The following is a 24,437-nucleotide window of genomic DNA, read 5'->3' as shown; positions in this document are numbered from 1 at the left end:
ATCAGTTTAGAATCCGACACCGGGGGGCTTGAAATTTGGCTTCTGCCACGCCTGGCTAGCTCATCATGATTTGCTGACGGTCAGGCGTGCGCAAAACAGTTGGTTCTGTTGTTCGCGGGATTTGATGTGGACGTAGCCGATTGCACTCAGACTGACGAGTTGGGCAAGGATAAGGCCAACGGTTAGTGCATACATTTGTGCGATCGATGTGACGATCACGAGTGCAGACAGGACGGCAACGACAGCGACCAGTGCGCCAATAACGACGTTCTTATGCTGGATGGTTTCCATGGCTGTTCCCTCCTGATATTCGTATGCCGTGAATCTTCAAAGGGTTTTTTGAATTACTCATAATATAGCGGCGCGAACACGGCGGGTCTAGACAACTTGGGCTAGCCGAATTAGCGAACAATGGGTGTGCGCTAATTACTTAAGTTCGACTAAAATGCCGCGAAATCATGCGGTTTTCGTGGTTTAAATTACGAAAATGCGGCTCTTTCGCCTCCGCTTCACGAAAAAGCAGCTAGCAAAGTGAGGCAAGTAACGGAAACTGGCGTGAGAGGATTCGCTAGGAGCTTAACTTCTCGCGGGCGGAGGTGTTCAACGGAGTTTATCGGCTTGGGCCAGGACCGCTCCAAGAAGTATGGTCACTACAACTGCTAATCCCACCGTGACCAGCGTGGTGATGAAGTACTCCAGCGCAGCAAAGATCGCTATGCCCGCACCCAGGACCGCTAGAATCCCAGACAGCCACCAAATTCTGGTGCGTCTACGTTGATATTCAGTCATGAGATCCTCGACCGGGGCGATGATGGGTTGCAAATGTCAGCATAGTGCAGGCTAACCCCAGACACGCTCGCTGTTGGGCGTGTGAAGACTCGGCGAAAGGTTGCAGTGGGCCAAGTACTGTCCGGCTTCTTTATCATCTGGCTGATCATTGCCGTCGGCTACGGAGTCGGGCGTACCGGAAGTCTAGGACCCAACGCCCAGCCGGTGCTGTCCCGCGTGGCCTTCTTCGTCGCCTCACCGGCACTACTTTTCACCACCCTGTCGGAAAGCAACGTCTTTTTAGTACTCGGCCCGCAACTGTGGATTGCCACACTCTCGGCTGGCCTAGCTGCCGTCAGTTATCTAATCATCGCCAGATTTGTGGTACCCAAGCGCGCTGCCTCCGAACGCATGATAGCGGCCTTATCCGCTTCGCTCATAAACTCGGCAAACCTCGGCTTGCCGATTGCCGCATATGTCCTGGGGGATGCCAGTTATGCGGCGCCGGTGATTCTGTTTCAACTTGCCATTTACACGCCAGTGTATGTGTTCGTCATGGACAGTCAGACCCTGAAGGAATCCCAGCAACGCGACTCTGATCGCAAAGTCATCAGGGCAGGATTCTGGCGGAGCCTCGGACGGATACTGGCCACGGTGGTCCGCAACCCGCTGATCATTGGGTCGGCTTTTGGGCTGGTTTATTCGATCACCGATTGGCAGCTGTGGCAGCCCCTGGACGAATCGATCCAGCTCATCGGCGGCGCAGCCATCCCTGCTATGCTGCTGGCCTTTGGTATCTCGCTGGTGGGGTCGAAACCCCTAGCGAAAGAAGAGGGCCGCCGACGCGACACCGTTGTCGCCTCGACCGTCAAGCTGCTAATTCATCCATTGGCGGCCTGGCTGCTGGCAGCGTTTGTGTTTCAGCTGGACGACGAAGGTGTGTTGATCGCAACCGTCTTGGCTTCATTACCCACCGCACAAAACGTGTTCGTGTCCGCATCCCGGTACAATACGGGACTGATCGTGGCCCGCGATACGGTGTTTGTCACGACGATCCTCGCAATCCCGGCGATGATCGTTGTGGCGGGTCTGTTAGCTTAGAAAGATTGTTGACGATGTCGAAGGAATCTACCGTGCCGAATACTGCTGCCGGGCGCTCACCTGTGGTCCGACGGCCCGGCTTTTGGGCGCTCATTGCCGCAGGAGTTCTCATCCTGGCCGGCGCGGTCATCGTTTTCTTGAATTCTACGGTCTACAACCCAGAATCCGCGGCCGAAGAATATGTCGAGGCGTTGCGTGCCGGTGATGGTGCCACGGCGATGGCAGTATCACAGGGTTACCTGGCCGAGGATGCCCCCGAGACCATCTCTACGGTGTTACTGGACGGCGAGCCACTCGCGGCGGCCTCAGCGATGTTGGAACAGGCCGAGATCGATAGCGTCGATGCTGAGGTACCGGACAGCTATCGGGAGCCTGAGACCACTCAGCGCGTCGTTGAAATTCGGTATCGGGATGGGACCGATCAACCCCAGACCACGTCGTTGGTCGTGGATAAGGTCGGTACCTCATGGGGTGTATTCAATGAGTGGCAGCTACACCCGCTACCACTGCAACAAATTGAGTTGCTTCCGACGCAGATGCCGGATAACTCCAAGGCTGATGAACCGGTCGCGCACATCCACGATGCACCGACTCCATTATTGGGCACCAATGGCGCCCCGGCCACCCTTGCAGCATTCGCTCCGGCGCTCATTGAACTGGAATACGACGGGACGTATCTGGAAGTCGAGGAGCCGGTCCATTTCGCAGTAACCGACGTCTTGGCCGCGGGTGCACGCGTGGAGTTTGGGTTTGAAGTGAATCTGACCCAGGCCGTGGATGAAGCCATCACCGAAGAGGTACAACAGGAACTGCAGCGCTGCACCCAGCAGACGGTGCTGAAACCAGCAGGGTGTCCTTTCGGGTATGAAACGGCCAACCGGGTCGTGCCTGATTCAGTGGCATGGTCGATCGATGTTCCGGATGTGCAATATTCGTGGGAAGACTCCGAACCTGCCATCGAAAGAGTGATGGCCACCGCGCATTTATCCGCCCAAGAGATTCACATCGGCACCGGTCAGCAGTCGGCCGTGGACTACGAGGAAGTCTTTGAAATGTCCGCCGACTTAGAACTCACCCCGGAATATATTCGGGTGCGACCCAACTGGCAATAGTGCAGCGTCAGTGACTACACTGCACCGCGCGTGTTGATCTGTCCGGCCCAGAGTTTGAGCGCGTCCTCGTGTGGAAGGTCAGTGCGGAAGTATCCGGTGTCGCGCGGTTGGAATGCATCGATGGCGGTCTGCTGTGTGGGGGTCAGTTCTTCGGTGGTCCCCAAAGCTGCCACGAACAGCGTCTTGTCGGCGAGCTCAGCGTACTGGGCGTTCATGAAATTCCGTGCGCCGTGGTGGAAGGCTTCATCTTGGGCTTCGGCCACGACGATGACTGCTTCAACGTTGTCAACGTAGCGTGCCGCGACCGGGAACTCTTCCACGGCGGTCGTCACCCCGCGTTGGTCGCCCAGCGTCCTGGCAAGACGTTGCGCGAAGGTGTGGGCTGTTGGTTCGGAGCCGTGGGCGATCAGGGTTGCCATGAAACAACAAATCCGTTCGGGTAGACGACACGTTGGTGCCTAGTCTATCCCGAACGGATCGCTGTGTTGAGTCTGACGTTAGTGAATGCCCCGCAGGTCCAGATCCAAGGCGGTGTGGGCGCCTTCGTCGCCGTCGGTGTGAATGGTCACCGGGATCCCCCAGTCCTGCTGATACAGGTGGCAGGCGGCTGAATCAGGGATCGGCTGGCCGGGCTCGCCGTCACAGGCTGCAGCACGGGCGGTCACGTGCAGCACCCCTTCGGAGACTTCGGGGTTGAGCTTCAGTTGGCGGTTCAGGCCGGTTTCGCGGCCCTCACCTTCGAGCAGCAGGTTCTCTGGGGTCGAGGAGATGGTCAGTTGGGTGGGGTCGCCCCACCGGTCATCAAGTTTCTGGCCTTTCGGCGCGGCAAACGAAATATTGATCGGCACGTCACCGGCGACCAGTTTGGTTGGTGGGCGCTGGACTTGCATCGCGCCTTCGTCGACGTGCAGGAACTTTTCGGGCACGGCAATGCGCACCAACTGGTGGGCATTGGTTTCGACCACGACGATGGACACCGCGTTGCCATCGACGTCGGTCTCGACCAGAATGTCCGAGGGTTCTTGGAGGTCTCGGGCGACCGTGGTGACCTCGGCGGGTTTCGTCGTGCCATCGGGGTTGATCGTTTCTGGGGCCCAACGGCGGATCGCGTGGTTGTAGGTATCAGCGATCAGTACCGAACCGTCCGGCAGGTTAGTGACCCCCAGCGGGTGCTGGAGCCGGGCCTCTTCGGGATCACCGTCGCGGAAGCCGAAGTCGAACAGCCCGGTACCCACCACGGTGCCAACTTCAGGTTTCTTCGAAACCGTTTGGGATGCGGGGATGACATAGCGCACCGCTGACGTTTCGGCGTCGGCGACCCAGAGCACGCCATTGGCATCGATGGATAGCCCCGAGGATTGGGCGAACCAGGCTTCGTCGGCTGGTCCATCGGTCAAACCTTCGAGCGCGGTGCCAGCATAAACGGCTAGTTCTTTGGTCATCGGGTTATAGGAAAACAGCTGGTGGGTGCCAGCCATCGCGATGATGGCGAGGCCTTCGGCTGATGAGTACTGCACATCCCAGGGGGTCGACAGTGAGGTCTCGAGCGCGCCGGCGTCGAAGGGTGCCAGATCGACTGTTTCGGTGTCGTCGTTGGATTCTTCCTGGATGCGTTCGGAATCAATCAGCCGCTGGACGCCGTTGCCGGCCACCGTGTTGACCTCTCCGGTGGACAGGTTCACTGCACGCAGTCGGTGGTTGACGGCATCGGCGACGAGCACATCATAACCGACGGTCTCGGCGACCTCGTCGGGCAACAGTGCCAGGCCGTGGGGTTCATTGAAGAGTGCGATCTCACGGCCGCCGTCGGCGTGACCGCGCACCGAGATTTTATCGGGATCGGCGACGGCAGTGTCCGCGTCAATGGGTTCGCCGGTGCCGTTGCCGCCGATGGTTTGCAACACGGTTTCTAAGTCATCGGCCACTTCGACGAGACGATGGTGGCCGGTGTCAGCGACCAAGAACGAGCCGTTGCGGCTGCCGCGCGCTCCCAGCGCGATGGCCTTGGCCGGGAATTTCAAATCCCGCGCCACCGGTTCCGGGGCCACATAGGGTCCTTCGCCGCGGTGCAGGGTGCCTTTGGCGTCGTGTTCTTCGATGAGTTGTTCGACCAGTGAATACAGCCCGGAAACATGGCCTTCCCCGGTCAGGTGGGCCACGACGTAGCCTTCTGGGTCGACGACCACCAGGGTGGGCCAAGCTCGCGCGGTGTAGGCCTGCCAGGTGATGAGTTCTGGGTCGTTGATGACCGGGTGGGCGATGTCATAGCGCTCGATGGCCGCTGCGACCGCTGAAGTTTCTGCCTCGTAGTCGAATTTCGGCGAGTGCACGCCCACGGTGACTAACACGTCGGAGTATTTGGCCTCGAGCGGGCGCAGTTCGTCCAGGACGTGGAGACAGTTGACACAACAAAACGCCCAAAAGTCGAGGATGACAATTTTGCCGCGAAGGTCTTTGAGGCTGAGGTCTTTATCGCCGATGTTGAACCAGGTCTCACCGACCAGTTCGGAGGCGCGGATACGAGGAGTGGAAGCTGCCGAAGTCATGGTGTGTATTCTTCCTTATCCCACGCTGGGCGCAAGGCCATGCGTCACACGAAGTAGTCAGGTTTCACCACCGGCAAATCGCCGCACCGATGAAATACGCGACGGTGGTCGCCAAGGGTGTTAAGATATTCCCTAGGTCTTCAACCAGAACACCGGATTTGGTGAAGCCACGCGGGTGTAGCTCAATGGTAGAGCGCTTGCTTCCCAAGCAAGATACGCGGGTTCGATTCCCGTCACCCGCTCTGTTTATGTCACAAGCAGCTCCCTACGGGGCGCCTTGTAACTGCTGCCAGTATGTCTCCCAACCACCAACGACTGTAGCTTCCTTGCCGGCTTGCACAATGAGGCCATGGAACCGCTGTTGTTCTACTGTGGTGAAATCAGCCTCCAGCATCACACCGGTCAGAGCTCGACGCGCTGGTTCGTACCCTTGTGGGGTTGCATATCCAGCGGCTGTAAGAAATCTCCTAGCATATGCATCCCAGATAAACACCGGTCGGTCATACACATACAGCAGCAGCACATCAGCCGTTTCTGGGCCGATCCCACGTACCGCCATGAGATTTTGCCGCAGTTGGTCGGTCGGGAGCTCCGCGGCTGAAGTGTAATTGGCTAGATACCAGGTCGTGTAATTTTTGAGGTACGTGGCTTTGGCGTTCATAAATCCAGCGGGACGAATCAGTTCCTTGAGACCACTTATATCCACACTCGCGATGCCAACAGGCGTCAGGAGACGGTTGGACCGCAGCGCCTCAATGGCCTGTTCTACATTGGTCCACGCGGTGTTTTGGGTCAGGATCGCCCCGACGCCGACCTCAAAATCGGTGTCTGCTGGCCACCAGGTGCCTGGCTCCACCCACCGGTCTAGGAGGTCATAGAGCTGCCGGAACGTGGGGATTGCCGTCATAGACTCAGCTGACATCCTTGGTAAAGACCTGCTGACGGCTGGTCAGCAGCAACGAGGAGAACGTGACAGTGTGTGGGTAGACATCGACGATCGTGGCCCACCCGTCATCCATTCCGCGTAACATCGTCGGCGCTGCGAACAGATCGAAGTTATACGACGCTGCTCCGGACACCCACACGGGGATATGCCCCAAAGTGCCGGCGACCTGGTGGTGATAATGGCCCGACAGGATCGCTCGCACATCGGAATCTTTGATGATGTCATGCAAGGTCTCGGGATCCTGCAAGCCCGAACCGCGTTGCGAGACGGTGGTCGATGGGATCGGCGGGTGGTGAACGGTCAACAGTGTGCCGTGGACTGCGGGTTCCTGTAACACCTCGGCCAGCCAGGAGTGCTGGGCTTCGGTAAGATGCCCGAAATTTCGACCGACGCCGTGGGAATCTAGCCCGATGATGCGCAGTCCATGGATATCGTGGACGGTGTCGCAGAGTTCTGGGCCGGAGGCGATTCTCGCCGGGTTGAAGGCGGTGCCCACCGAGTCGATTGGGTCGTGGTTGCCGCTGACGGTGATAAACGGGATGTCCAGGTGGTCTTGGAAGTGCCCGAAGTACGCTGCGGCGTCGTCGTGGACGTAGTGGTTGCGCTGCCCGATGTCTCCGGAGACAATGATCGCCGCGGGATCAAGGGTCACAAGTTTGTCCAGGGCTTGCCGCATGCGCGCTGGAGTATCCATGACGTCGCGCAGCAGTTTTCCCTCTTCCACAAGGTGGAGGTCTGACAGATGGATGAGTCGCAGGGTCGGAGACTGTGTGGTCATAATGTCTCATCATAATGCCCTACGCTCTGCGGGCGCCGGGACGTGAAACGTTGTCCCGGAATTTACCGAAGCGAAAGCTCCGGTTGAGGCAAGCTCTTTAGAATGGAACGTGTTCCAGTGACTTAGGGAACGCTCCAATTGACATGATGCACGTACGGTCAGGCTCGCAACGGTCTGACCGTACGTGTTTAACGCCTAGTCGAGTTGGGCCACGGCCGAGGCCAGAATCGCTTCGGTGATGTCGGTGAACTCATCGTCGCCAATGTCTTCGCCCCCAATGAAGGCCACTTGGATGGCATACCCGTCGTGCTCGGTCATCATGGTCAGCGCCGTGGTCGTCTGGCCTTCGGGGTCGTCGGTGGGATACCGCTGCCACCGCAGTCCTGAGCCAGACTCGGTTTCGACCGGCTCGGCGGTGAAGGTATATTCCAGTTCGGCCCAGTCGGGTTCAGAGTCATCCGCCAGCATCATGGTCAGGTCATGACAGTTGGTGGTGATTTCTTCGACCGCGCGCTGATGCGTTGCGACGTCATCGGCGGCTTGCGTGGAGCCGCCGGTGTCTTCCGTAATGCCCGCGACCTCAACGCTGCCGGCGCCTTGGAAGTTACCGGTGCTAAAATCCACGCGCGTGACCGCATCGGAAGGGGCCAGGATCGGTGACCAGTCCAGCTCCGCGATGGGTTGGGCACACGCAGCGGGCTCGACCGTGAGCTCTTCCGCAGTCCCGGCGCGGTCTGCAGCATTACCCCGAACGGCTTCGATTTCAGACTCCGATGCGGCCTGTACCTGTTCAAAACCCAATTCCATGGCCATGGCGGTCGCCCCACCGGCGGCCCGCTGATCACCCCGGGCATCCGTGGCCATGAGGCTTTCGAGGTCAGACTGTTCTGCTGCGGGGGCGTCATCATCAGCCGAGCAACTCGTCAGGCCCAGTCCGGCAACGGTCAAAAGGGCGACAAGAGTGGTCTTACCGGACGGTGTCATGTGGGGTGTGCTCCTCGTTGGCTGCAGCCATGCGGGCGTAGTAGTCATTGAGTTCATCGAGATCGCTGTCGCCGTGTTTTTCGACGCGTTCGTCGCGACGTTTTGCGTGTTTCATGTCTTCTTGGCGCCAGCGGAACAACACGATCATGGCCAAGGCGACAGTTGGGAATTCACCGGTCCCCCACATGATGAGTCCACCGACTTGTTGATCTTCGATCGCCGAGGCGCCCCAGTCACGACCGATGGCCGAGAACCATTCGGCCATCAACAACGAGTCGGACCCGGTCAGTGCCACCGCGATGAAGGCGTGGAAGACCATGGTGGCCAGCAGGATGACCAGCCGTAGCGGGTAACTGGGCCGGTTTGGCAGCGGGTCGATACCGATCATGACCGACACGAAGATGAATCCGGTCAACAGGAAGTGCACGTTCATCAGCTCGTGGCCGATGTGGTAGCGCAGCGCGAATTCAAATACCGGGGTGAAGTAGAAAATCACCAGGGAACCGGCAAAGTTGACGGCGGCAAAGATCGGGTTGGTGATGACTTTGGAATACTTCGAGTGCAAGATGGCCAGCATGTACTCGCGTGGGCCCCGTGTGCCGTCCCGGCGAGACTCCATGCTACGCATGGCCAAGGTGATCGGCGCGCCGAGCACGAGGAAGATCGGGATGACCATGGTCAGGATCATGTGATTGACCATGTGGGCGGAGAACATCACCAGCCCGTAAATCGCCGGGGCGCTGGAGGTATCCCACACCAGGATGGCCAGCCCGAGGAAAAAGACGATGGTACGACGGATGGGCCACCGGTCGCCGCGATCAGCGAGTTTGCGAATGGCGCGCAGGTACCAGATGGCCAGGAAGATCGCCACGGCAACCCACAACCAGTTAAAGCGCCATTCGGTGATCCAGCGAATCGCAGTGAGCTCTGGCGGAAGTTCGTATTTGGTGGTGATTCTGGCCGGCGAAGCATCCGGTGGGATTTCTTCGGGTTTGGGTGGTTCCGAGCTCCCCAAGAGCGTAGCGGTCACCATGACCCCGACCATGATGACGACTTCGACGGCGATCAGTTGCCACAGGGTTCTGCGCGCGCCGGCTGGGGGTTGGGTGGTCCCGGTTTTCAGGCGGGGTATGACCCGCACCCGGTGGGCTAATCCGATGAGTCCCAGTGCGACCGTCAACACAAATTTGAGCACGACCATCAAACCGTAGGGTGCCAGGAAGTGTTCGAAGGTTTCCATCCGGATGGCGGCATTGGCGATACCGGAACCCGCAACCAAAATGATCGCCACCCCGGCCACGGCTGAGTAGCGGCTCAGCACGGTGTACACCAGCGGTTGCGTGTGGTCCTGTTTAATCTTGGGTCGCACCTGCGAGGTACCGACCAGGGTGGGGGCAAGCATCGCCAACAACACCAAACCACCGACCCACAGCAGCACGCCCAATAGGTGCAACCCGATGGAGTTGACCGCAGCAAAGTGGTCATCGCCCGAAGATGAGTGCCCAACCAGTGCCAGCGGGATGACCCCCGCCAACGAGATGCCCGCGGCCCAGGCCATACCTGTGGGACTACGCAGCGCAAAGATCAGACTGGTCACGACCGCTGCGATAATGGTCATCCAGAACCAAGCGCGACCCACCGCGATGGCTAAGACGTAGTCGAGCATGCCATCGGAGAACCCCTGCGAGGTGTTGACCGGCATCCCGGCAACATCCGAGTAGGTGAACACGATTTGCGCGATCGCACTGAATGTCCAGACGATGGCTGACACGCTGGCAATTTTGATCGTACGCGTATACGCAGGATGTTCTTCAGCATCCTGTGGTGGCTGCTGCTTGCCGCGCTTGGGCATTTTGGTCCACCGCGGCAAGATGATCGCAGCGAACATGAGCGCACCAAAGGTCAGCGACCAGGCAATATTGTGGATAGCCTTTGTTGCTGGCAGCGCCCACCGAGTGAGTGCCCCGGGGTCGGAGAGTTCCTGGACCCCCGTGACCCCGGATTGCACACCGATGACGATCAAAAAAACCACACCGGTGATAACCGAGACCGGCCAGAGCCAGTTCGGTGCGGGTGTTGTCTGGGTGTTGGTTGTCGTCAACGGTGCTCCTAGGTGTTGCTAGACGAACAGCGGTTCGCCGATATAGCCATCTGCCGCACAGCCGGGCGGAATGGCAAAAACTGCTGACCCAATCGGGATGGTCCACAAATTCAGGTGATCAGTTTCAGCTAAGCGATCCTGAATAGGGGTGTACTGTAGCCCGACGTCGCACTGGAAGGCCACGAAAATCAGGCCGGATTCCGATACACCCGTCTGACCGTGCAGCGCACTTCCCGAAGAGGTCGGTTGTTCATCATAGTTGAAACTGCGCCGAAACATCGCCTCGTCTGAGTCGGTTGTGCGCGCTCGGCGGATATGCGCAATGTCGGAGATTACCGGGAACCCTGCGGGCCCTAATGCCTCGAAATCCGGGGCGTCGTGTTCCTGTTCACCGGTCAGGGGCGCTCCAGACCCCAGTTTGCGACCAATGACGCCTTCTTGCATGGGGCGGTCCAGTTCATCCCATTCATCTACGTTCATCGCAATCCGGCGGATTACCATGGAGGTGCCGTTTTCAATCCAGGGTTGTAGGGTCTTGGTGCCGTTACCGTCGCCGTTGCCCACACCCCAGACCACCCGCTCGGCCTGATCCGAACCGCTCACCGGGTTGCCGGTGCCATCAACTTGGCCAAACAGGTTGCGCATCGTCGTGTCATCCGGGTGTGAAGCTCTAGCGTGGGTGAAACCGGTTTGCACCCACGCCACCGAAGCGAAGGCCCGCGAATCTTTGAGTAGCATACGACGGGCGTGTGCCACCGAGAGCGGATCATCGCCTTGGATTTGGATGACCATGTCGCCTCCGGACCACGCCGGATCGAGCTGGTCAATCGAGTATTCGGGTAATGGCTTGAGCCACGGGGGTTTCAGTTCTGGTTTGGTCCGGTCGAAGACTGCTGAACCGAACCCAAAGGTCACGGTGAGCCGAGCAGGCGCCGCTGCGAGTTCTTCGTCGAGATCAGCCAGCGCCCCCCGGCCTTGCGTCAGCCGGGCGGCGTCATCGGTGAGCAATCGCATCATCGACGCTAGCCGGTCAGAGTCGGTATCGTCATGCAAGTTCAGACCGATGAAAATACCGTGGGCCTGCAGTGGAGTATCAACCCCGGCCTGGCGCGGCCCGTAAAACGGGATGGAATCTGTACCGTAGGGTTCAGAGACCGTCACCTGAGTATTTGCCACCCCGGGACTGACCGTGACGGGTTGTTGGAGATCACCGGGTGCGGCGGGGGCACCAACCGATGCTGCAGAATATCCGGTCGCAGCACCTATCAGACCCCCACCGACCAATCCCCCGGCACCCAACAACAATCCACGCCGCGAAACACCCTTAATCGGTTGCTCGTGTGCAGAGTTGGACGTGTTGGTCACTGGGTATCGTCTTTCTTATGTCTCACTGTGAGTTTCATCATCGTGGTGGTCGAGGTCGCCGTAATTTTCCTGGGCGCCCACGAAATCCTTGGCCACAAACTCGATTGTTTGGGTCTCGCCGGTAGCCACCTCAAGGGTGATGTCGATGACATCACCCGGTTGAATTTCCTCGGCCAGATCCATCAACATGATGTGATCTTCACCAGGGTTGAGCTCGTATCGCTGCTCGCCGGCAAGCGGAAAGCCCCCTTCTTTTTCTTGCATGACATTGACGCCCCCGTCGTCGATGACTTCGTGGAGCTCAACCAACTCGGCAACCTCTGCGTGAGCTCCAACGATGGTCTGGTCTTCACCAGAAACGTTGGTGAGGTGCACAAACGCACCGGTCATGGAGTGATCATGGTCGGTCTCCATGATCACTTCGGTGGCACGCACCCAGGGATCTTCGACCGCAAAGATCTCACCTTCAACAGCATGATCGTCAACCGCTTCGGCTTGGTCATCCGAAGCGCAACCGGCCAAGAGTAACCCGGCGATAGCGGTGGTGGACAGGACAGGGGAAAATTTTTTCATCAGTTTCCTACACGATTATCTAGTCGCCCGATGAGTCTTCGGCTGCCGGGCCAGTGCGGCTACCACGCATGAGCAGATACACAATCGCTGCTATAACGAAGATGCCGACACCGCCGACGACCCAGACCCATCCGGGAATCGACGCTGAAGAATTTTCATCGGCGGTATTTTCGGCGCTCGATGTGTCCTGAGTAGTGTCGGAGTCAGTGGCTCCCGCGGTGGGGGCTGGTTCCTCTACCACCGCACCGCAACTTTCCGGAGTGCCATTGGCTGGTGCCTCTGGATCCGCATTCGTGAAGTTGAACCGTTCTTCACCGGTGTGCCCGTCCGAGTAGATAACTCGGTAGGCGACGGTATATTCACCTTGCGGCAACGTCTCACACAGCGGGACGGCAAGCTCATAGCCTTCTACGACGACCTCACCGTCTTGCCATTCGTTGCCTTGGTCGTCCGTGACACGGATTAAATTCGTCAATCCCTCACCGGTGAGGGGGGTCCCAGAGAAGCGTAACCGCACCTCTTCCGGGGTGGTTTCGACCGTGGATCCCATCTCGGGGGTGGACTCAACTAGCACATCGTGTGCGTGTGCTGTCGAAGGTGCCGTCATAAGTCCAACAGCAGTGAACAGCACGGCAAGCCAGAGGCCAAAACGGGTAGAAACAGTGTGTTGCATATCTTCCTTCCCAAGGATGCCTTGGGTCAATCCGACGAATGTGGGAGGGCCGATCCCACAGGTTGGCCACATCTACGCTAGTACGGGCGGTCCGCGGGTCCATCGCGTGGGCGCGATATTCATCGGATGGGGAACCCACACACGACCTGTAGGGAATTGCTCGCACACTCGATCAGTGCTGAGCGGCGGACTAGCCAACAGAAGGTTGATCGGTGTGACCAGAAGCCAGGCGACGATGATCAGCAGGCTACGTTCACCATGCACAATAACCCAGGTAGTCAGTGCGCCGGCGATGAAGTGGGCAAGAAGCATGACGGCATCCGTGGTTCCGATGCTATGAGCCGCATGATCTATGGATGCGAGCTGAGCTTCAGCAATCGGTGCTGCGCCATGATGCTGATGATGCCCATTGGGGAGGTCGGAAACCCCGGTGTATGGCAAAGAGTAGAGCAGGTGGAAAGCTACCTGGCCGAAAACAGTGGTAGCTGCAGTACCCCATGTGGCAACTTGCCGTCCCGCGAGCGCAACAGCAATCGGTGCAGTCAGTGCAGTTGAAAACACTAAGAGCTGCCAGGGGATGCTTTCTATAGAGCCATGGGTAACAGAGTGTGCTGCCTGGTGGCTTCCGGCAGCGAAGAGTACCGCAAGTAACGCGACAACCCAGCCTCGCCATAATCGAGCAACGCCGGAGCGACGAGCGCGCGATGATACTGCGTGGTCCGTCATATATTCTCCTGGGCGCAGCACAGCGAACGTGCTAGCGGTTCTGTGGGGGATCCTCCCCTATTAAACCATGCTTTGCTGAACCTTTACCCGAATGTCTGGTACAAGCAAAAGACGCCCCGGTCGATACCGGAGCGTCTTGGTTCTTCGAAGAGAACTTACAGCTTATTTTTTCTCGCCGGTGGCGGCAGCCTTCAGTTTCGAACCTGCAGACAGTTTGACACCGTGACCGGCTGGGATTTCGATTGCTTCGCCGGTGCGTGGGTTACGACCGGTGCGTGCTGCACGGTTCGTGCGTTCTACTGAGAACCAGCCTGGGATGGTGATTTTTTCACCTTTGGAAACCTGCGAGGCGAAAACCTCGAATACAGCGTCCAGCACACCATTGACGGCGGTGGCAGAGTTACCGGATTTTTCGGCAACGGCTGCTACAAGTTCACTGCGGTTCATAGCCATATGTCCTCCTGGACTGTGGGTTGTTCAAACCCGACGGGCGCCGGGCTCCTTTTGGAAAAGCTACCACCATTGGCGCGCTTTGTGGCGCTTTTGTGTGCGATTTTCGCGGAATTTCGCGGAAATCTGCCGATTTTTGGCAAAATGTCGCCGAAATCTCAGGATCTTCCCAGCAATCATGCGGTTTTGTGACACTCATTGGGTGATCCAGAACCCACGACATCGGGCCCGGTGAGGCTATTTTCTGCGGTATGTGCGGTAACTCAACGTGGTCATCAACAGGCTGAGTAAGGTGATGGCACCGGTGAGAATGACGCCTGCGATTTTTGTCTCCAAAAGGAGACTATTGGCAGTGAAAAACAACATGGTCGCCATGACTGTCAAAATCGCACCCACGATGGTCAGCAAGCCGAACACAATGATGCCTAGTATCCCCCACATGCGACCGGTCCGCGCTGCTGACTTTCGCGATTCATGAGCCGGGCTCGGTTGGGAGTTAACCTCCGCACGATCTGTTCTGGTTGACGAGGAGGACCGTGCGCCGCCGGGTCGTGGTACCGGAGCGGGTGTTACGACTTGGTAAACCGGGTCGAACGGTTTCGTCGTGGCAGCTGGCTGGGGTGGCGATATCTCGGCCGAGTCTTCGCTGTCAGTTTCTGCTGGCTCGTCTTGTCCTGCGTCGGGCTCTGAGTCAGCGCCGCCGGCTGGTGACGAGGTCTCCCCTATCGTGGCTGGTTCGTCTTCGACTGCAAGTGGTAGTTGGTCCGCTTTTGAGTCTGGTGCCTGGGGTTCAGATGGTTGGTCGCGTTCGTCCGTCCCCTCCAGCTCGACGGGGCCAGGGTCATGAAGCTGTTCATTAGCTTCATTAGCTTCAGAAGCCTCCGGCGCAGTTGTTTCGAATGCCGTTGGGTTATTGTGCGGCTCGGATATTTCGTTGTCGTGTGGCTCTATTGGGTCCGTGACTTTGAGGAATTCGGGCTGCTCGAGATTTTCGCTTTCGATAACAGATTGCGCTGTCGAATCGCCGAGATCTTCGGTCCCTTCCTCTACCGCGTCCAGCTCTGGAGCTATCCCGTTGTTGGAATCCGACCGGGAATCTGCTGGCACGCTTGAGTCCTGTGTCGGTAATCCTGAAGACTCCGAGATAGCTACACTTGTAGCCTCCATGCCGGTTGGATGCTCTGCGGCTGGCCCTGTTTCTGCAGCCAGCTCGTCCAGGGATTGCATTCCTGCATCCTCTGGGTTCTGAGGTGGTGGAGGCAGTGGCTGATCTTCTGTACTGACAGTCATTAGCAACCTTGCATCAACTGAGCCGTGTTGGTCCTCGGCGTCCTCAGCTGGCAGTTTTGTTTCAGGAGAGGGTGGTCCCGTTAGGTTCGCTTCGAGATCGAGTAGGTCATCTGGTTGATCATAGAGGTCACCCCACAGTTCAGTGAGGGTGGTCGCTGCGTGATGTTCCGCAAGTTTCAGGACGATCTGAGCGGTCTGTTCTACGGTGCCGCTATCAGCGTGCTCATCATAGATGTCCAAGGCTTTGAGCACGGTTGAGGGCTGGTGATCCGGTAAGTCAGGGAGCAGTTCTCGAGCCAGAGCCCGACAATCCAGCCATTGAAAGTGCGGCAACTCGGTACCGCTGCGACGGCTTGCCGCCTGGAAGATTTCTTTATCTGCATCGCGGTAATAGCTGACGATGGGCAGTTTGCCGATCACCATACCCAGCTGGGAGAGCGCCTCAGACCAAGGCACAGCGTCTGAAGGCCCGTCCGTTCCGGCTTCTGAAGTCGGAGGGATGATGAAAATGTTATCCAGGCGGGTGATCTGTCCATCCACCATTTTGAGGTACGCGGCTTGAGAGACCGTGGCTGGATCCAGATGGGTTGTTTGCATGGAAATGGCCACAAAACTCAACGATGACATAGTTATGCCGCCTCCGCATTTCTCAGTTATTACAGCAAGGATATCGCATGGAGTCAGCAGGTTCGGATATCTACGGGCCGAATGCGAGATACACCCGTCGTGGCGCACGGTCTGTTAAAACAAAACTGGCCAACGGAAAACCGTTGGCCAGTTTTTGAGAAAGATTATGACGTTACCAGGATGACTTCGTCACACCTGGAAGTTCGCCACGGTGCGCCATATCACGAAGGCGTACACGGGAGATACCGAACTTCTGCAGGGTACCGCGTGGACGGCCATCAATGGAGTCGCGGTTGCGAACACGGACTGGAGAGGCGTCACGTGGCAGCTTCTGCAAGCCGACACGCGCTTCTTCGCGCTCTTCATCAGTCGCGTTAGGATCAACCAGCTGAGCTTTCAGCTTTTTACGACGTTCTTCGTAACGAGCAACGATTTCTTTTCGTTTCTCGTTTTTAGCAATCATAGATTTCTTAGCCAATGCTTAGCGCTCCTCTCGAAAATCAACGTGTTTGCGGGCTACCGGATCGTATTTCTTCAACGTAATACGGTCTGGGTTGTTCCGGCGGTTCTTACGAGTAACGTAAGTGAAACCGGTGCCAGCGGTTGATTTCAGCTTGATGATGGGGCGCAAGCCCTTATCTTTTGCCATTAGAGCTTCACTCCCTTAGCGATGAGTTCTGAAATGACAGAGTCAATGCCGCGGGCGTCGATGACTTTAATGCCGCGGGCGGATACGTTCAAAGTTACTTTGCGGCCCAGTGAAGGGACGAAGTAGCTCTTCTTTTGGATGTTCGGATTGAACCGGCGCTTGGTACGGCGGTTCGAGTGGGAGACCTTATAACCTGTCCCCGGTCCAGCTCCGGTTACCTGGCAGTGTGCTGCCATGATCACTCCTCGGTTTTAAGCAGTAGTAAAAGTACGGGCGAAATACGATGATAGGAATCATCTTTTTCGCCACAAGTTGTGACACCGCGCTCTTACTGCGACTTTCTCGAAGGAATACCAGGCTGGGTGAGAACCAACCGAAGTGCCCTTTTAATCGCTAGGGTGAAGACGGTGAGTCTCTTTCGCGGCTAATGCTGCGAAAGAGAGCCATTGTTCACTGTCTGCACTTCTCCGTCGCCGTACATTCGGCCATGGTCGGACCGAATGGGGCATAGCGCAGACAACAACCTCACAGTCTAGTATGGATGAACCCTTTAATCAAACTGCTAGAGCAGGTAAAATCCGGCCACGCTCCTTGACGCCACTGAAGTGGTTAGGCAGAGAAAAGCCAGTGGTTGGGGTTGTTCCGGCGAAGCATCGTATCCAGCAAATTCGTTGCTTGACGCAGCTCCTCATGAGATAAGGACTGTAATACTCTGCTTTCGATCGACTCATGATAAACATCACGAACAGTGTCGACAAGCGTCCTACCCGTCTGGGTCAGTTCCGCAACAGTGACCCGCTTGTCATGTTCTGCGAGGCGTCGGGTCAGCAAACCCCGGCCTTCAAGCTTGCGAGCAACATGCGAGAGCCGAGACAGCGAAGAATTGCAGCGAGCCGCCAGTTGCGTCATGCTCATGGGCCCGTCAACAGATGACAGATGGTCTAACGCTTGGAACTCGAAAAAGCTGATGTGTGCTGCGCGCTGCAGATCGCGTTCTAGTTCGGGCAGGACACCCATGTACACTGCGACCACACGGTGCCAGAAATCCATTTCCTCAGAAGAAAATGCCATCAGCTGCTCGCGGTCATCGATTTCGCTCGTAATGTAAGACAATTTCTTTCCCTTCTTGCAATCAACCAAATCCCTCAGGCTGCACCAAACACAGCCGACCTACTTAACCCCGCACCCTGTCGCTGGGGCTTGTGGACTTGGTCACGTTCTTACATTAAGGTCAAAGCTGCAACCATTGACCGGTTCCGGTCGACTTCACCCTCAAGATCACCCGGGGTAGTTACATACGGGCCCTTCTGAAGCGGTTTACGACCAGAAGACCTATTCCGGCAGCGATGGTGCCCAGAGCGATGAGTATGTTTCTGGTTTCGTGAGCCCCGGTGGTTGCCAGTTCAGCCGCCGGTTCAGCTTCATCGATCTCCTCGGGCACGCTTTCTTGTGGTGAGCTTGGTTCGACTGGCTCAGATTCCTCGGGTGCTTCGGGTTCGGTTGACGCAGTTGGCGTCTGGGAAACCTCAGGTTCTTCATCTTCTGGTTGTTGGACTGGGGACTGTTCAGGCTCAGGCTCAGGCTCTTGAATCAACGGTTCCTCAACCGTGGGGCTAGGAGATGCTTCGGGTGTTCGTACTTCAGCGGGTGGTTCTTCGGCGGGCGGATCTTCAGCAGGTTCCTCGATCATGACCTGTTCCCAGGCCAACTCGATTTCAGTCGCAGCATGGTCAGTGGCTTGATCCACGACTACGATCGTTTGAAAGCGCCGCTGCCCGTCTGGTTCGGGAATAATCAAACGACCGGTATAACCGTATTCGACCGATTCAGCGGTCAACTGCACGCTGCCGGTCTCCACCTCGGCGGGCACATGTATCCATAGTTCATCGGCATGAACCGACTGGTTCATATCTACCGGCTCGCCTTCTGCATCTAAGACGCTGAGCTGCTCGTGGACTCCTTCCTCAGCCGAATGAACGCTCAAATCGACCTCCGGGGTCGAGGCGTTGAGCCGGATCGGGCCAAGGAGGTGGTCCCCGTCGTCAGCGATCACACTACTGAGGGGTTCGGGAACATCGACATTCGGTTCAGTGGCATCTTCTAGTGTGACGCTAGCTTGGACTTCTTGTTCCGTCAGACCGGTATTGCTGTCTCCGGTGAGGTAAGCAAAAATCTTCCGTACGTTGTCGCTCGAATGCTCGGCTAACTGGGCTGTAGGCCCGGATTCAACTGTCAACTTGCCGTCGGGTACGAAGTCATCGGTGAAATGCCAGATCGCGGCCTGAGTTGCGCTGATGGCCTCAGCTGCCGATAACTGGACCGTTCCTGTCTGCTGGGCAAGCTCATCGAGAGTAAGTGTCGGGTACGAATGTCGCAAGATCCATGCGACGCGTTGTCGCACTTGTGGATCAGATTTGAAGTGGTTATCTCCGGTGAATTCATCCCAAGTGGTCACGGCTGATTCGTGGTCCGGATCTGCGGCTTGAATCCAGTATTCAATGCAATAGGCCAGGATGCTTTCGCCATTCACGACCACGGACCGCAAGGTCGGTGCGACCCCGTTGACGCTGAGTCCGCGTTGATACTCTTGTGCCGGTCCCATCTGGGCAGTAAGTTCTTCTTCGACAGAGACCGAAGCATCATTAGCGGCGGCTAGCCCGGGCATGAGCAGGCTCGTGGCTCCCATCCCGAGGCAGGTCAGTGTTGCGAGTACCGTGGTCTTCAAGTGTGTCTCCTAAGCTCTACGCGTTGCCTCATGCAAACGCATTGAGTAAGAGACTAGGTCGGAGGCTGGCACCGTCACACTGAAGAAGTTCGCTTTTGTGGATAACTTCCACTCGACGCGACGAAACTCGCGTTAAGGACGCGGATGAGTGCTCGAAAGCGGCTGTTCTGCCAGCTGTCGACTGCGAGCGCGATGATCAATTCCAGCAAAAATGAGCGCGACGAGGCAGAACAAGATCAGGACCGCCATGGCCATCTGGAAAGCGTGACTATAGGCCGCAACGCTATCTGGGTCTGTGGGGTCTGGCATGCCCGTGGCGTCACGTGGCACGGCAACTACGAGTGAATAGAAGATCGCGGATCCCACAGCAATGCCGATCGCATTGCCAACGCGCTGGCCGACCTGCTGGAATGACCCCGCTACCCCACCTTGGAGCACGGGCACATCCATGAGTGTGCGCATCTGATTCGCGGCCATGATAAAGCCGGGGCCCACGCCGGCGAAGGCTAACACGATGGTCATGGCCAAAGGGTTATGCTCTGGCGGAATCAGCACCGAGACCGCGACCAGTCCGATCAGGGCGGCGATGAAGATGATGAAACCCCAGATGATCAGACCGGTGGCATACCGGAACGTGTAGCGACCGATCACCCCGGCAACGATGGCGGACACGACCGCATAGGGCACCGTAATGAGTCCGACAATAACGGGATCGTGTCCTAGGCCCTGCTGGTTGAACAGCGTCATCACCAAAAACATGGCGGGCATGGCGGCAAAGAACAGCGTCGTGATGACTACACCGTTGCGGTAGGACGAAAACCCAAACAGGCTGAAATCCAGTACCGGACTTCTGCCTGCGTTGCGGTACCGGAATTCCCACCGCACAAATGCCACACTCGTGATGGCGCCCACCAGAAGGAAGAGCCAGCGAAGCGGTTGGTCATTCGAACCGGTGGTCAGAACAAAGGGCAGCATCACAAATAACACGCTGGCCGCCAGAAGGGCCACGCCCACCAGGTCCAGGTCTGCCCGACCTTGTCGGGGTTGGCCCGCCGGAATGAGCCAAAGTGCCAACGGAATGATGAGCAGAGCCAGAGGCACATTCATGCCGAAGGTCCAACGCCAGCCCAATTCCGCACCGAAGGTACCGATAAAGACGCCACCTAAGGTGGGTCCGAAGGCGGTACCAAGCCCTATTGCAGCACCAAAAATGCCGAACGCTTTGCCTCGTGCTTCGTCTTGAAACAGCGTCTGGATCATGCCGAGCACTTGGGGCATGAGGGTACCGGCCGCCACACCCTGCAGGATCCGAGCCACAACTAACAGCGTGGCCGTTGGCGCTAAGGCCGCGGCCAGTGAGGCGACGGTGAAAATGACCAACCCAATCATGAACATTGCTTTACGGTTCCATTGGTCCCCCAGTCGCCCGGAGGGGACCAGGGCAATCCCGAATGCGAGAACATAGCCGGCCACCACCAGGCTGGTTTGGGTTGGCGTGGCCCCGAGGGTTTCTTCTAATGGGGTCAGGACAACGTTGACTTTTACCACGTCAAGGATCGTCAACACCGCCACCGAGGTGGCCACGGCAAAGGCGATCCACGAGGATCTCCTGGGTTGAAGTTGTTGTCCAGTCACGAAGCTAGGCTAACGCATCAGCCCCCCCATATGGGATGGCTCTCAGCTGAGCCACCGCTCTGTCATCGTGTCAACACGTGGTGAGAGCCTAAATTGGCTTCTACGACTAGACTTTTACGCACAGTGCAGAAGACGAACGGAGCATGCGTGCAAGCAGCATACTGCCCCTGCGGTACCGGGCAGGAATTTCAGAACTGCTGTGGCCCTGTGTTAGCAGGCACGGCCGAGCCGGCAACCGCTGAGGACCTGATGCGCTCGCGGTATAGCGCATTTGTGCTCGGGGACGACGCGTATCTGGCGGCCTCCTGGCACTCCACCACACGGCCGGCTGATGCATCGGCACCGACCGGCATCCAGTGGCGTCGCCTCAGAATTCGGGACACCGTGGGCGGCGGGCCCGACGATGCTACTGGCGAGGTCGAATTCATCGCGCATTTTCGTACCGCCGACGGGTCCCGTGACTTTTTGCACGAGCGATCCAGATTTGCCCGGGAAAATGGTCGCTGGGTCTATGTTGACGGGGAGCTTTTCTAACCGGTCACCTTTAGAATGGCTGCATGAGTGTTGTGCATGTTATTGGTACCGGCGGCACGATTGCGTCCCGCAGCAGCAGCGGTGGCGCCACCGTAGCGGATTCCGCCGATCAGGTGCTTGAAGCTACCGAGCTCACCACCGAGGTGACTACCGAAGATGTCCTGCACATCAATTCTTTTCATCTCAGCTTCGCGGACTTACTTGAGGTCCGGGCTGCAGTGGCAGCGGCATGCCGGCGGCCTGAAGTCGACGGGGTGGTGGTGACACACGGCACCGACACCATGGAGGAGACCGGCTTTTTCCTCTCGTTGTTACATACATCGGAGAAACCGGTCATCCTCACCGGGGCGCAGCGTGCTGCCGACCTACCCGACACCGACGGGCCAGAAAACTTGCGGCAGGCCATCAGGGCCGCCGGTTCCCCGCAGCTGCGGGGTGCCGGGGTGATGGTTGGTTTTGATTCAAAGTTTCATGCAGCCCGGCATACTCGCAAACAGCACACCCTTGCCACCAGTGCTTTCTCCGGCGGCACGCTGGTTGCTGAAAGCTACCAGCACGAGGTGGTTCGGCTCGCCACACCGGCGTCCTATCCGACGCTGTCGGACCCGCCAGAACGCTTCGCGAAACTGAACATTCCCATTATTGATACCGCCCCGGGCAGCGATGCGAACCTGTTCCATGCGGCTCTGGAACACGGGGTCGATGGCATTGTGCTGCAAGGTGTCGGGGCCGGCAACGCTCCAACCGCTTTCACCGCCGCCGTGGAAACCGCCGTGGCCGAGGGCATCCCGGTGGTGCTTGCCACTCGGGTGCCGGCCGGGCCGGTCGCGGCGATCTATGGCAACGGTGGTGCCGTGACGTTATTAGAAGCCGGGGCAATGAGTGCCCAGTATCTCAACACGTATCAGGCGCGCATTCTCTTGGCCCTGTTGATCGCGCATCAGTTACCCGACGACAGGCTCCGCGCCGCATTTGCTGAACAAACCTGTTAAGGAGCACGATGAACACCGCGCAAGTCCAGCTCAACATTACGGATCATCTCACCGCTTTGGCCGTGACGAACCGACAGATCGTAGTGGTCACGGGAGCTACCGGCGGTATCGGTCGGGCGATCGTGGAAGAATTGGCCGACGATTACGCCGTCGTCGCCCAAGGCCGCGATGAAGCACGACTGATCTCGTTGGCCAAACTCGGCGAAGAAATCTATCCTGTGCAGTGCGATTTGGCCGACACCGCCGCCTTCGAGACCACCTTTGGACTGTTACCGCGAGTCGATGCCCTGCTCAATGTCGCAGCCATCGCCCCGCGGTTTGCTTTTGATGATGCCACGGCCGCGGTCTGGTCTGAGGTCATGCACCTCAATGTCACGGTGCCAGCCGAATTAACCAGAACACTGCTGCCACAGTTGCGCGCCTCCACCGGTACGGTCGTGTTTTTGGGCTCTGGGGCTTCCCGAACGACCTCACCGAATAACGTGGTGTATGCAGCATCCAAGCACGCCTTACAAGCGCTGGCGGACGGGATTCGGATTCGTACCGAACCAGACCGGTTGCGAGTAGCCACCGTGGCACCGGGCTATGTTGATACCCCGATGATCGCCTGGGACGATGACTACCCGCTGATTCTGCCGGAAACTTTGATCAAGCCCTCCACGGTGGCCCGGACGATCCGCCACGTGATCGAAGCACCTGCCGATACTCAAATCACTGAGGTGTGGATTCGTCCGCGCACCGAGGCCTAGTCGTTAGGCGTATAACGGGTTGGTGGCTGGGTCGACGCGTTCGGCTTCCCGGACGGGCCCCGGAGCGGTGCCGTCACCAAATGGTGAGCCACCAAGTTCTTCGCGCCCGTGTGCTGTCAACCACTGGGACAGGTCCGGTCCCTTGGGCACAATGCCCGTGGGGTTCACGTCGTGGTGGACGATGTAATAGTGGTCTTTGATTTGTTGGAAGTCCACGGTATCGCCGAAACCTGGGGTCTGGAACAGATCGCGAGCATAACCCCACAGCGCGGGGAATTCGATGAGTTTATTCCGGTTCGATTTGAAATGCCCGTGATACACGGGGTCAAACCGCACCAGAGTGGTAAACAGCCGCACGTCTGCTTCGGTGATATGTTCCCCCATCAGGAACCGGCGAGTGGTCAGGCGTTCTTCCAGCCAGTCCAAGGCGGTAAATAACCGATCATAGGCCTCTTCGTAGGCTTCTTGGGAGCCGGCAAAACCTGCCCGGTATACACCATTATTGACTTCGGTGAAGATCCGCTTGATCACCTCGAACATCTCGTCCAGGTGTTCTTCTGGCAGCAGGTTGGGCGCACCGTCTCGGTGGAACTGCGTCCATTCGGTCGAAAAGTCCAAGGTGATCTGTGGATAGTCGTTGGTCACGACCTGGCCGGTTGGAATATCGACCATGGCCGGCACGGTGATGCCGCGCGGGTAATTTGGGAAGCGTTTGAAGTAGTTCTCCTGCAACCGAGCTGAACCCAGCACCGGGTCTACTCCGTCGGGATCGAGATCAAAAGTCCATGAATTTTCGTCGTGGGTCGGGCCCGGGGTGCCCAGCGAGATCGCGTCTTCGAGTCCCAGCAGGCGGCGCACGATGATGGTGCGGTTCGCCCACGGGCAAGCCCGTGCTGCGACCAACCGGTAGCGGCCAGCTTCGACCGGCCAGGCTTCGGCGTCTTTGGTTAATCCGGTCGTGAGCGTGCCCACGGTGTCGTACTCGTAGTCCTCGGCAGCCCGGTGCGCTTCGGGGTCTGCCACAATACGGTCGTTGATGTAGTTTGTGTCGCGGGTAAAGGGTTTACCGGGTGTGGAGTATCCAGAATTTGTCGAAGGTTCCATAGACTTCAC

The 24,437-nt window shown here is 57.9% G+C and carries 26 protein-coding genes and 1 tRNA gene; 6 read left to right on the top strand and 21 right to left on the bottom strand.

Features of this window, described 5'->3' with window-relative positions; all coding sequences use genetic code 11:
- Positions 1 to 63: 63 nt before the first annotated feature.
- Both J2S62_RS02510 and J2S62_RS02505 read right to left on the bottom strand, forming a co-directional pair.
- Positions 64 to 291, bottom strand: a complete 228-nt coding sequence (locus J2S62_RS02510; protein ID WP_310171011.1) for a hypothetical protein — start codon at positions 289 to 291, stop codon at positions 64 to 66.
- 309 nt (positions 292 to 600) lie between these two features.
- Positions 601 to 789, bottom strand: a complete 189-nt coding sequence (locus tag J2S62_RS02505) for a hypothetical protein (RefSeq protein ID WP_310171007.1) — start codon at positions 787 to 789, stop codon at positions 601 to 603.
- 105 nt (positions 790 to 894) lie between these two features.
- Here J2S62_RS02505 and J2S62_RS02500 point away from each other — a divergent pair, with 105 nt between their 5' ends.
- On the top strand, positions 895 to 1,869 hold the full coding sequence (locus J2S62_RS02500; RefSeq protein WP_310171004.1) for an AEC family transporter: 975 nt from the start codon (positions 895 to 897) through the stop codon (positions 1,867 to 1,869).
- Positions 1,870 to 1,883: 14 nt separating this feature from the next.
- A complete protein-coding gene (locus J2S62_RS02495; RefSeq protein WP_310171001.1) occupies positions 1,884 to 2,981 on the top strand; it encodes a nuclear transport factor 2 family protein in 1,098 nt (365 codons plus the stop codon).
- Positions 2,982 to 2,995: 14 nt separating this feature from the next.
- Here J2S62_RS02495 and J2S62_RS02490 read toward each other — a convergent pair whose 3' ends face one another.
- Together J2S62_RS02490 and J2S62_RS02485 are read right to left on the bottom strand one after the other, a co-directional pair.
- The gene (locus J2S62_RS02490; RefSeq protein ID WP_310170998.1) at positions 2,996 to 3,400 is read right to left on the bottom strand and encodes a hypothetical protein; all 405 of its coding nucleotides are present in this window, start codon (positions 3,398 to 3,400) and stop codon (positions 2,996 to 2,998) included.
- Between the two features lie 78 nt (positions 3,401 to 3,478).
- Positions 3,479 to 5,527, bottom strand: coding sequence for an NHL domain-containing thioredoxin family protein (locus tag J2S62_RS02485; RefSeq protein ID WP_310170996.1), 2,049 nt, complete (start codon positions 5,525 to 5,527; stop codon positions 3,479 to 3,481).
- A gap of 171 nt (positions 5,528 to 5,698) precedes the next feature.
- Here J2S62_RS02485 and J2S62_RS02480 point away from each other — a divergent pair.
- Positions 5,699 to 5,769: transfer RNA gene (locus J2S62_RS02480), tRNA-Gly, on the top strand.
- 23 nt (positions 5,770 to 5,792) lie between these two features.
- Here the strand turns inward: J2S62_RS02480 and J2S62_RS02475 are convergent.
- The 16 genes from J2S62_RS02475 to J2S62_RS02400 form a co-directional block, all read right to left on the bottom strand.
- A complete protein-coding gene (locus tag J2S62_RS02475; RefSeq protein ID WP_310170992.1) occupies positions 5,793 to 6,434 on the bottom strand; it encodes an endonuclease III domain-containing protein in 642 nt (213 codons plus the stop codon).
- A gap of 4 nt (positions 6,435 to 6,438) precedes the next feature.
- Positions 6,439 to 7,251, bottom strand: coding sequence for a metallophosphoesterase family protein (locus tag J2S62_RS02470; protein ID WP_310170989.1), 813 nt, complete (start codon positions 7,249 to 7,251; stop codon positions 6,439 to 6,441).
- 195 nt (positions 7,252 to 7,446) lie between these two features.
- A complete protein-coding gene (locus J2S62_RS02465; RefSeq protein ID WP_310170986.1) occupies positions 7,447 to 8,235 on the bottom strand; it encodes a hypothetical protein in 789 nt (262 codons plus the stop codon).
- Entirely contained in the window at positions 8,219 to 10,336 is a 2,118-nt protein-coding gene (locus tag J2S62_RS02460; protein WP_310170982.1) for a cytochrome c oxidase assembly protein, read from the bottom strand. The genes J2S62_RS02465 and J2S62_RS02460 overlap by 17 nt, the downstream gene beginning before the upstream one ends.
- A gap of 18 nt (positions 10,337 to 10,354) precedes the next feature.
- The gene (locus tag J2S62_RS02455; protein WP_310170979.1) at positions 10,355 to 11,701 is read right to left on the bottom strand and encodes a Dyp-type peroxidase; all 1,347 of its coding nucleotides are present in this window, start codon (positions 11,699 to 11,701) and stop codon (positions 10,355 to 10,357) included.
- Between the two features lie 15 nt (positions 11,702 to 11,716).
- A complete protein-coding gene (locus tag J2S62_RS02450) occupies positions 11,717 to 12,274 on the bottom strand; it encodes a copper chaperone PCu(A)C (RefSeq protein WP_310170975.1) in 558 nt (185 codons plus the stop codon).
- Positions 12,275 to 12,293: 19 nt separating this feature from the next.
- Positions 12,294 to 12,947, bottom strand: a complete 654-nt coding sequence (locus tag J2S62_RS02445) for a copper resistance CopC family protein (protein WP_310170972.1) — start codon at positions 12,945 to 12,947, stop codon at positions 12,294 to 12,296.
- A gap of 72 nt (positions 12,948 to 13,019) precedes the next feature.
- Positions 13,020 to 13,673 carry a hypothetical protein gene (locus J2S62_RS02440; RefSeq protein WP_310170970.1) on the bottom strand — a complete coding sequence of 218 codons (654 nt, stop codon included), beginning with the start codon at positions 13,671 to 13,673 and terminating at the stop codon, positions 13,020 to 13,022.
- Positions 13,674 to 13,835: 162 nt separating this feature from the next.
- Positions 13,836 to 14,126, bottom strand: coding sequence for an HU family DNA-binding protein (locus J2S62_RS02435; RefSeq protein ID WP_141863850.1), 291 nt, complete (start codon positions 14,124 to 14,126; stop codon positions 13,836 to 13,838).
- Positions 14,127 to 14,360: 234 nt separating this feature from the next.
- Positions 14,361 to 16,040, bottom strand: a complete 1,680-nt coding sequence (locus J2S62_RS02430) for a hypothetical protein (RefSeq protein ID WP_310170962.1) — start codon at positions 16,038 to 16,040, stop codon at positions 14,361 to 14,363.
- Positions 16,041 to 16,212: 172 nt separating this feature from the next.
- The gene (gene rpsN, locus J2S62_RS02425) at positions 16,213 to 16,518 is read right to left on the bottom strand and encodes a 30S ribosomal protein S14 (RefSeq protein WP_310170959.1); all 306 of its coding nucleotides are present in this window, start codon (positions 16,516 to 16,518) and stop codon (positions 16,213 to 16,215) included.
- Positions 16,519 to 16,521: 3 nt separating this feature from the next.
- Positions 16,522 to 16,689 carry a 50S ribosomal protein L33 gene (rpmG, locus tag J2S62_RS02420; protein WP_310170956.1) on the bottom strand — a complete coding sequence of 56 codons (168 nt, stop codon included), beginning with the start codon at positions 16,687 to 16,689 and terminating at the stop codon, positions 16,522 to 16,524.
- Positions 16,689 to 16,925: a 50S ribosomal protein L28 gene (rpmB, locus tag J2S62_RS02415; protein ID WP_310170953.1), complete on the bottom strand. Its 237-nt coding sequence runs from the start codon at positions 16,923 to 16,925 to the stop codon at positions 16,689 to 16,691. The genes rpmG and rpmB overlap by 1 nt, the downstream gene beginning before the upstream one ends.
- A 373-nt stretch (positions 16,926 to 17,298) precedes the next feature.
- Complete coding sequence (locus J2S62_RS02410) at positions 17,299 to 17,802, bottom strand: MarR family winged helix-turn-helix transcriptional regulator (protein WP_310170950.1); 504 nt, start codon at positions 17,800 to 17,802, stop codon at positions 17,299 to 17,301.
- A 178-nt stretch (positions 17,803 to 17,980) separates the two neighbouring features.
- Complete coding sequence (locus J2S62_RS02405; RefSeq protein WP_310170946.1) at positions 17,981 to 19,414, bottom strand: thioester domain-containing protein; 1,434 nt, start codon at positions 19,412 to 19,414, stop codon at positions 17,981 to 17,983.
- Positions 19,415 to 19,546: 132 nt separating this feature from the next.
- Positions 19,547 to 21,049 carry an MFS transporter gene (locus J2S62_RS02400; protein ID WP_310170943.1) on the bottom strand — a complete coding sequence of 501 codons (1,503 nt, stop codon included), beginning with the start codon at positions 21,047 to 21,049 and terminating at the stop codon, positions 19,547 to 19,549.
- Positions 21,050 to 21,172: 123 nt separating this feature from the next.
- Between J2S62_RS02400 and J2S62_RS02395 the strand changes: the two genes are divergently transcribed.
- The 3 genes from J2S62_RS02395 to J2S62_RS02385 are packed head-to-tail and all read left to right on the top strand — an operon-like array spanning position 21,173 to position 23,324.
- Complete coding sequence (locus tag J2S62_RS02395) at positions 21,173 to 21,583, top strand: YchJ family protein (protein WP_310170940.1); 411 nt, start codon at positions 21,173 to 21,175, stop codon at positions 21,581 to 21,583.
- A 23-nt stretch (positions 21,584 to 21,606) separates the two neighbouring features.
- Positions 21,607 to 22,575, top strand: coding sequence for an asparaginase (locus J2S62_RS02390; protein ID WP_310170937.1), 969 nt, complete (start codon positions 21,607 to 21,609; stop codon positions 22,573 to 22,575).
- 8 nt (positions 22,576 to 22,583) lie between these two features.
- On the top strand, positions 22,584 to 23,324 hold the full coding sequence (locus J2S62_RS02385; protein ID WP_310170934.1) for an SDR family NAD(P)-dependent oxidoreductase: 741 nt from the start codon (positions 22,584 to 22,586) through the stop codon (positions 23,322 to 23,324).
- A gap of 3 nt (positions 23,325 to 23,327) precedes the next feature.
- Here J2S62_RS02385 and J2S62_RS02380 read toward each other — a convergent pair whose 3' ends face one another.
- Positions 23,328 to 24,428, bottom strand: coding sequence for a glutathione S-transferase family protein (locus J2S62_RS02380; protein WP_310170930.1), 1,101 nt, complete (start codon positions 24,426 to 24,428; stop codon positions 23,328 to 23,330).
- Between the last annotated feature and the right edge of the window lie 9 nt (positions 24,429 to 24,437).

This window comes from Enteractinococcus fodinae (assembly GCF_031458395.1).
Taxonomy (GTDB): domain Bacteria; phylum Actinomycetota; class Actinomycetes; order Actinomycetales; family Micrococcaceae; genus Yaniella; species Yaniella fodinae.
This window is presented reverse-complemented; position numbering and strand designations above follow the sequence as displayed.

Bases quoted from the DNA above. Each gene is read 5' to 3' on its own strand.
- J2S62_RS02510 (WP_310171011.1), bottom strand. From the start codon at position 291: ATGGAAACCATCCAGCATAAGAACGTCGTTATTGGCGCACTGGTCGCT.
- J2S62_RS02505 (WP_310171007.1), bottom strand. From the start codon at position 789: ATGACTGAATATCAACGTAGACGCACCAGAATTTGGTGGCTGTCTGGG.
- J2S62_RS02495 (WP_310171001.1), top strand. From the start codon at position 1,884: ATGTCGAAGGAATCTACCGTGCCGAATACTGCTGCCGGGCGCTCACCT.
- J2S62_RS02490 (WP_310170998.1), bottom strand. From the start codon at position 3,400: ATGGCAACCCTGATCGCCCACGGCTCCGAACCAACAGCCCACACCTTC.
- J2S62_RS02485 (WP_310170996.1), bottom strand. From the start codon at position 5,527: ATGACTTCGGCAGCTTCCACTCCTCGTATCCGCGCCTCCGAACTGGTC.
- J2S62_RS02475 (WP_310170992.1), bottom strand. From the start codon at position 6,434: ATGACGGCAATCCCCACGTTCCGGCAGCTCTATGACCTCCTAGACCGG.
- J2S62_RS02470 (WP_310170989.1), bottom strand. From the start codon at position 7,251: ATGACCACACAGTCTCCGACCCTGCGACTCATCCATCTGTCAGACCTC.
- J2S62_RS02465 (WP_310170986.1), bottom strand. From the start codon at position 8,235: ATGACACCGTCCGGTAAGACCACTCTTGTCGCCCTTTTGACCGTTGCC.
- J2S62_RS02450 (WP_310170975.1), bottom strand. From the start codon at position 12,274: ATGAAAAAATTTTCCCCTGTCCTGTCCACCACCGCTATCGCCGGGTTA.
- J2S62_RS02445 (WP_310170972.1), bottom strand. From the start codon at position 12,947: ATGCAACACACTGTTTCTACCCGTTTTGGCCTCTGGCTTGCCGTGCTG.
- J2S62_RS02440 (WP_310170970.1), bottom strand. From the start codon at position 13,673: ATGACGGACCACGCAGTATCATCGCGCGCTCGTCGCTCCGGCGTTGCT.
- J2S62_RS02435 (WP_141863850.1), bottom strand. From the start codon at position 14,126: ATGGCTATGAACCGCAGTGAACTTGTAGCAGCCGTTGCCGAAAAATCC.
- J2S62_RS02430 (WP_310170962.1), bottom strand. From the start codon at position 16,040: ATGTCATCGTTGAGTTTTGTGGCCATTTCCATGCAAACAACCCATCTG.
- rpmG (WP_310170956.1), bottom strand. From the start codon at position 16,689: ATGGCAAAAGATAAGGGCTTGCGCCCCATCATCAAGCTGAAATCAACC.
- rpmB (WP_310170953.1), bottom strand. From the start codon at position 16,925: ATGGCAGCACACTGCCAGGTAACCGGAGCTGGACCGGGGACAGGTTAT.
- J2S62_RS02390 (WP_310170937.1), top strand. From the start codon at position 21,607: ATGAGTGTTGTGCATGTTATTGGTACCGGCGGCACGATTGCGTCCCGC.
- J2S62_RS02385 (WP_310170934.1), top strand. From the start codon at position 22,584: ATGAACACCGCGCAAGTCCAGCTCAACATTACGGATCATCTCACCGCT.
- J2S62_RS02380 (WP_310170930.1), bottom strand. From the start codon at position 24,428: ATGGAACCTTCGACAAATTCTGGATACTCCACACCCGGTAAACCCTTT.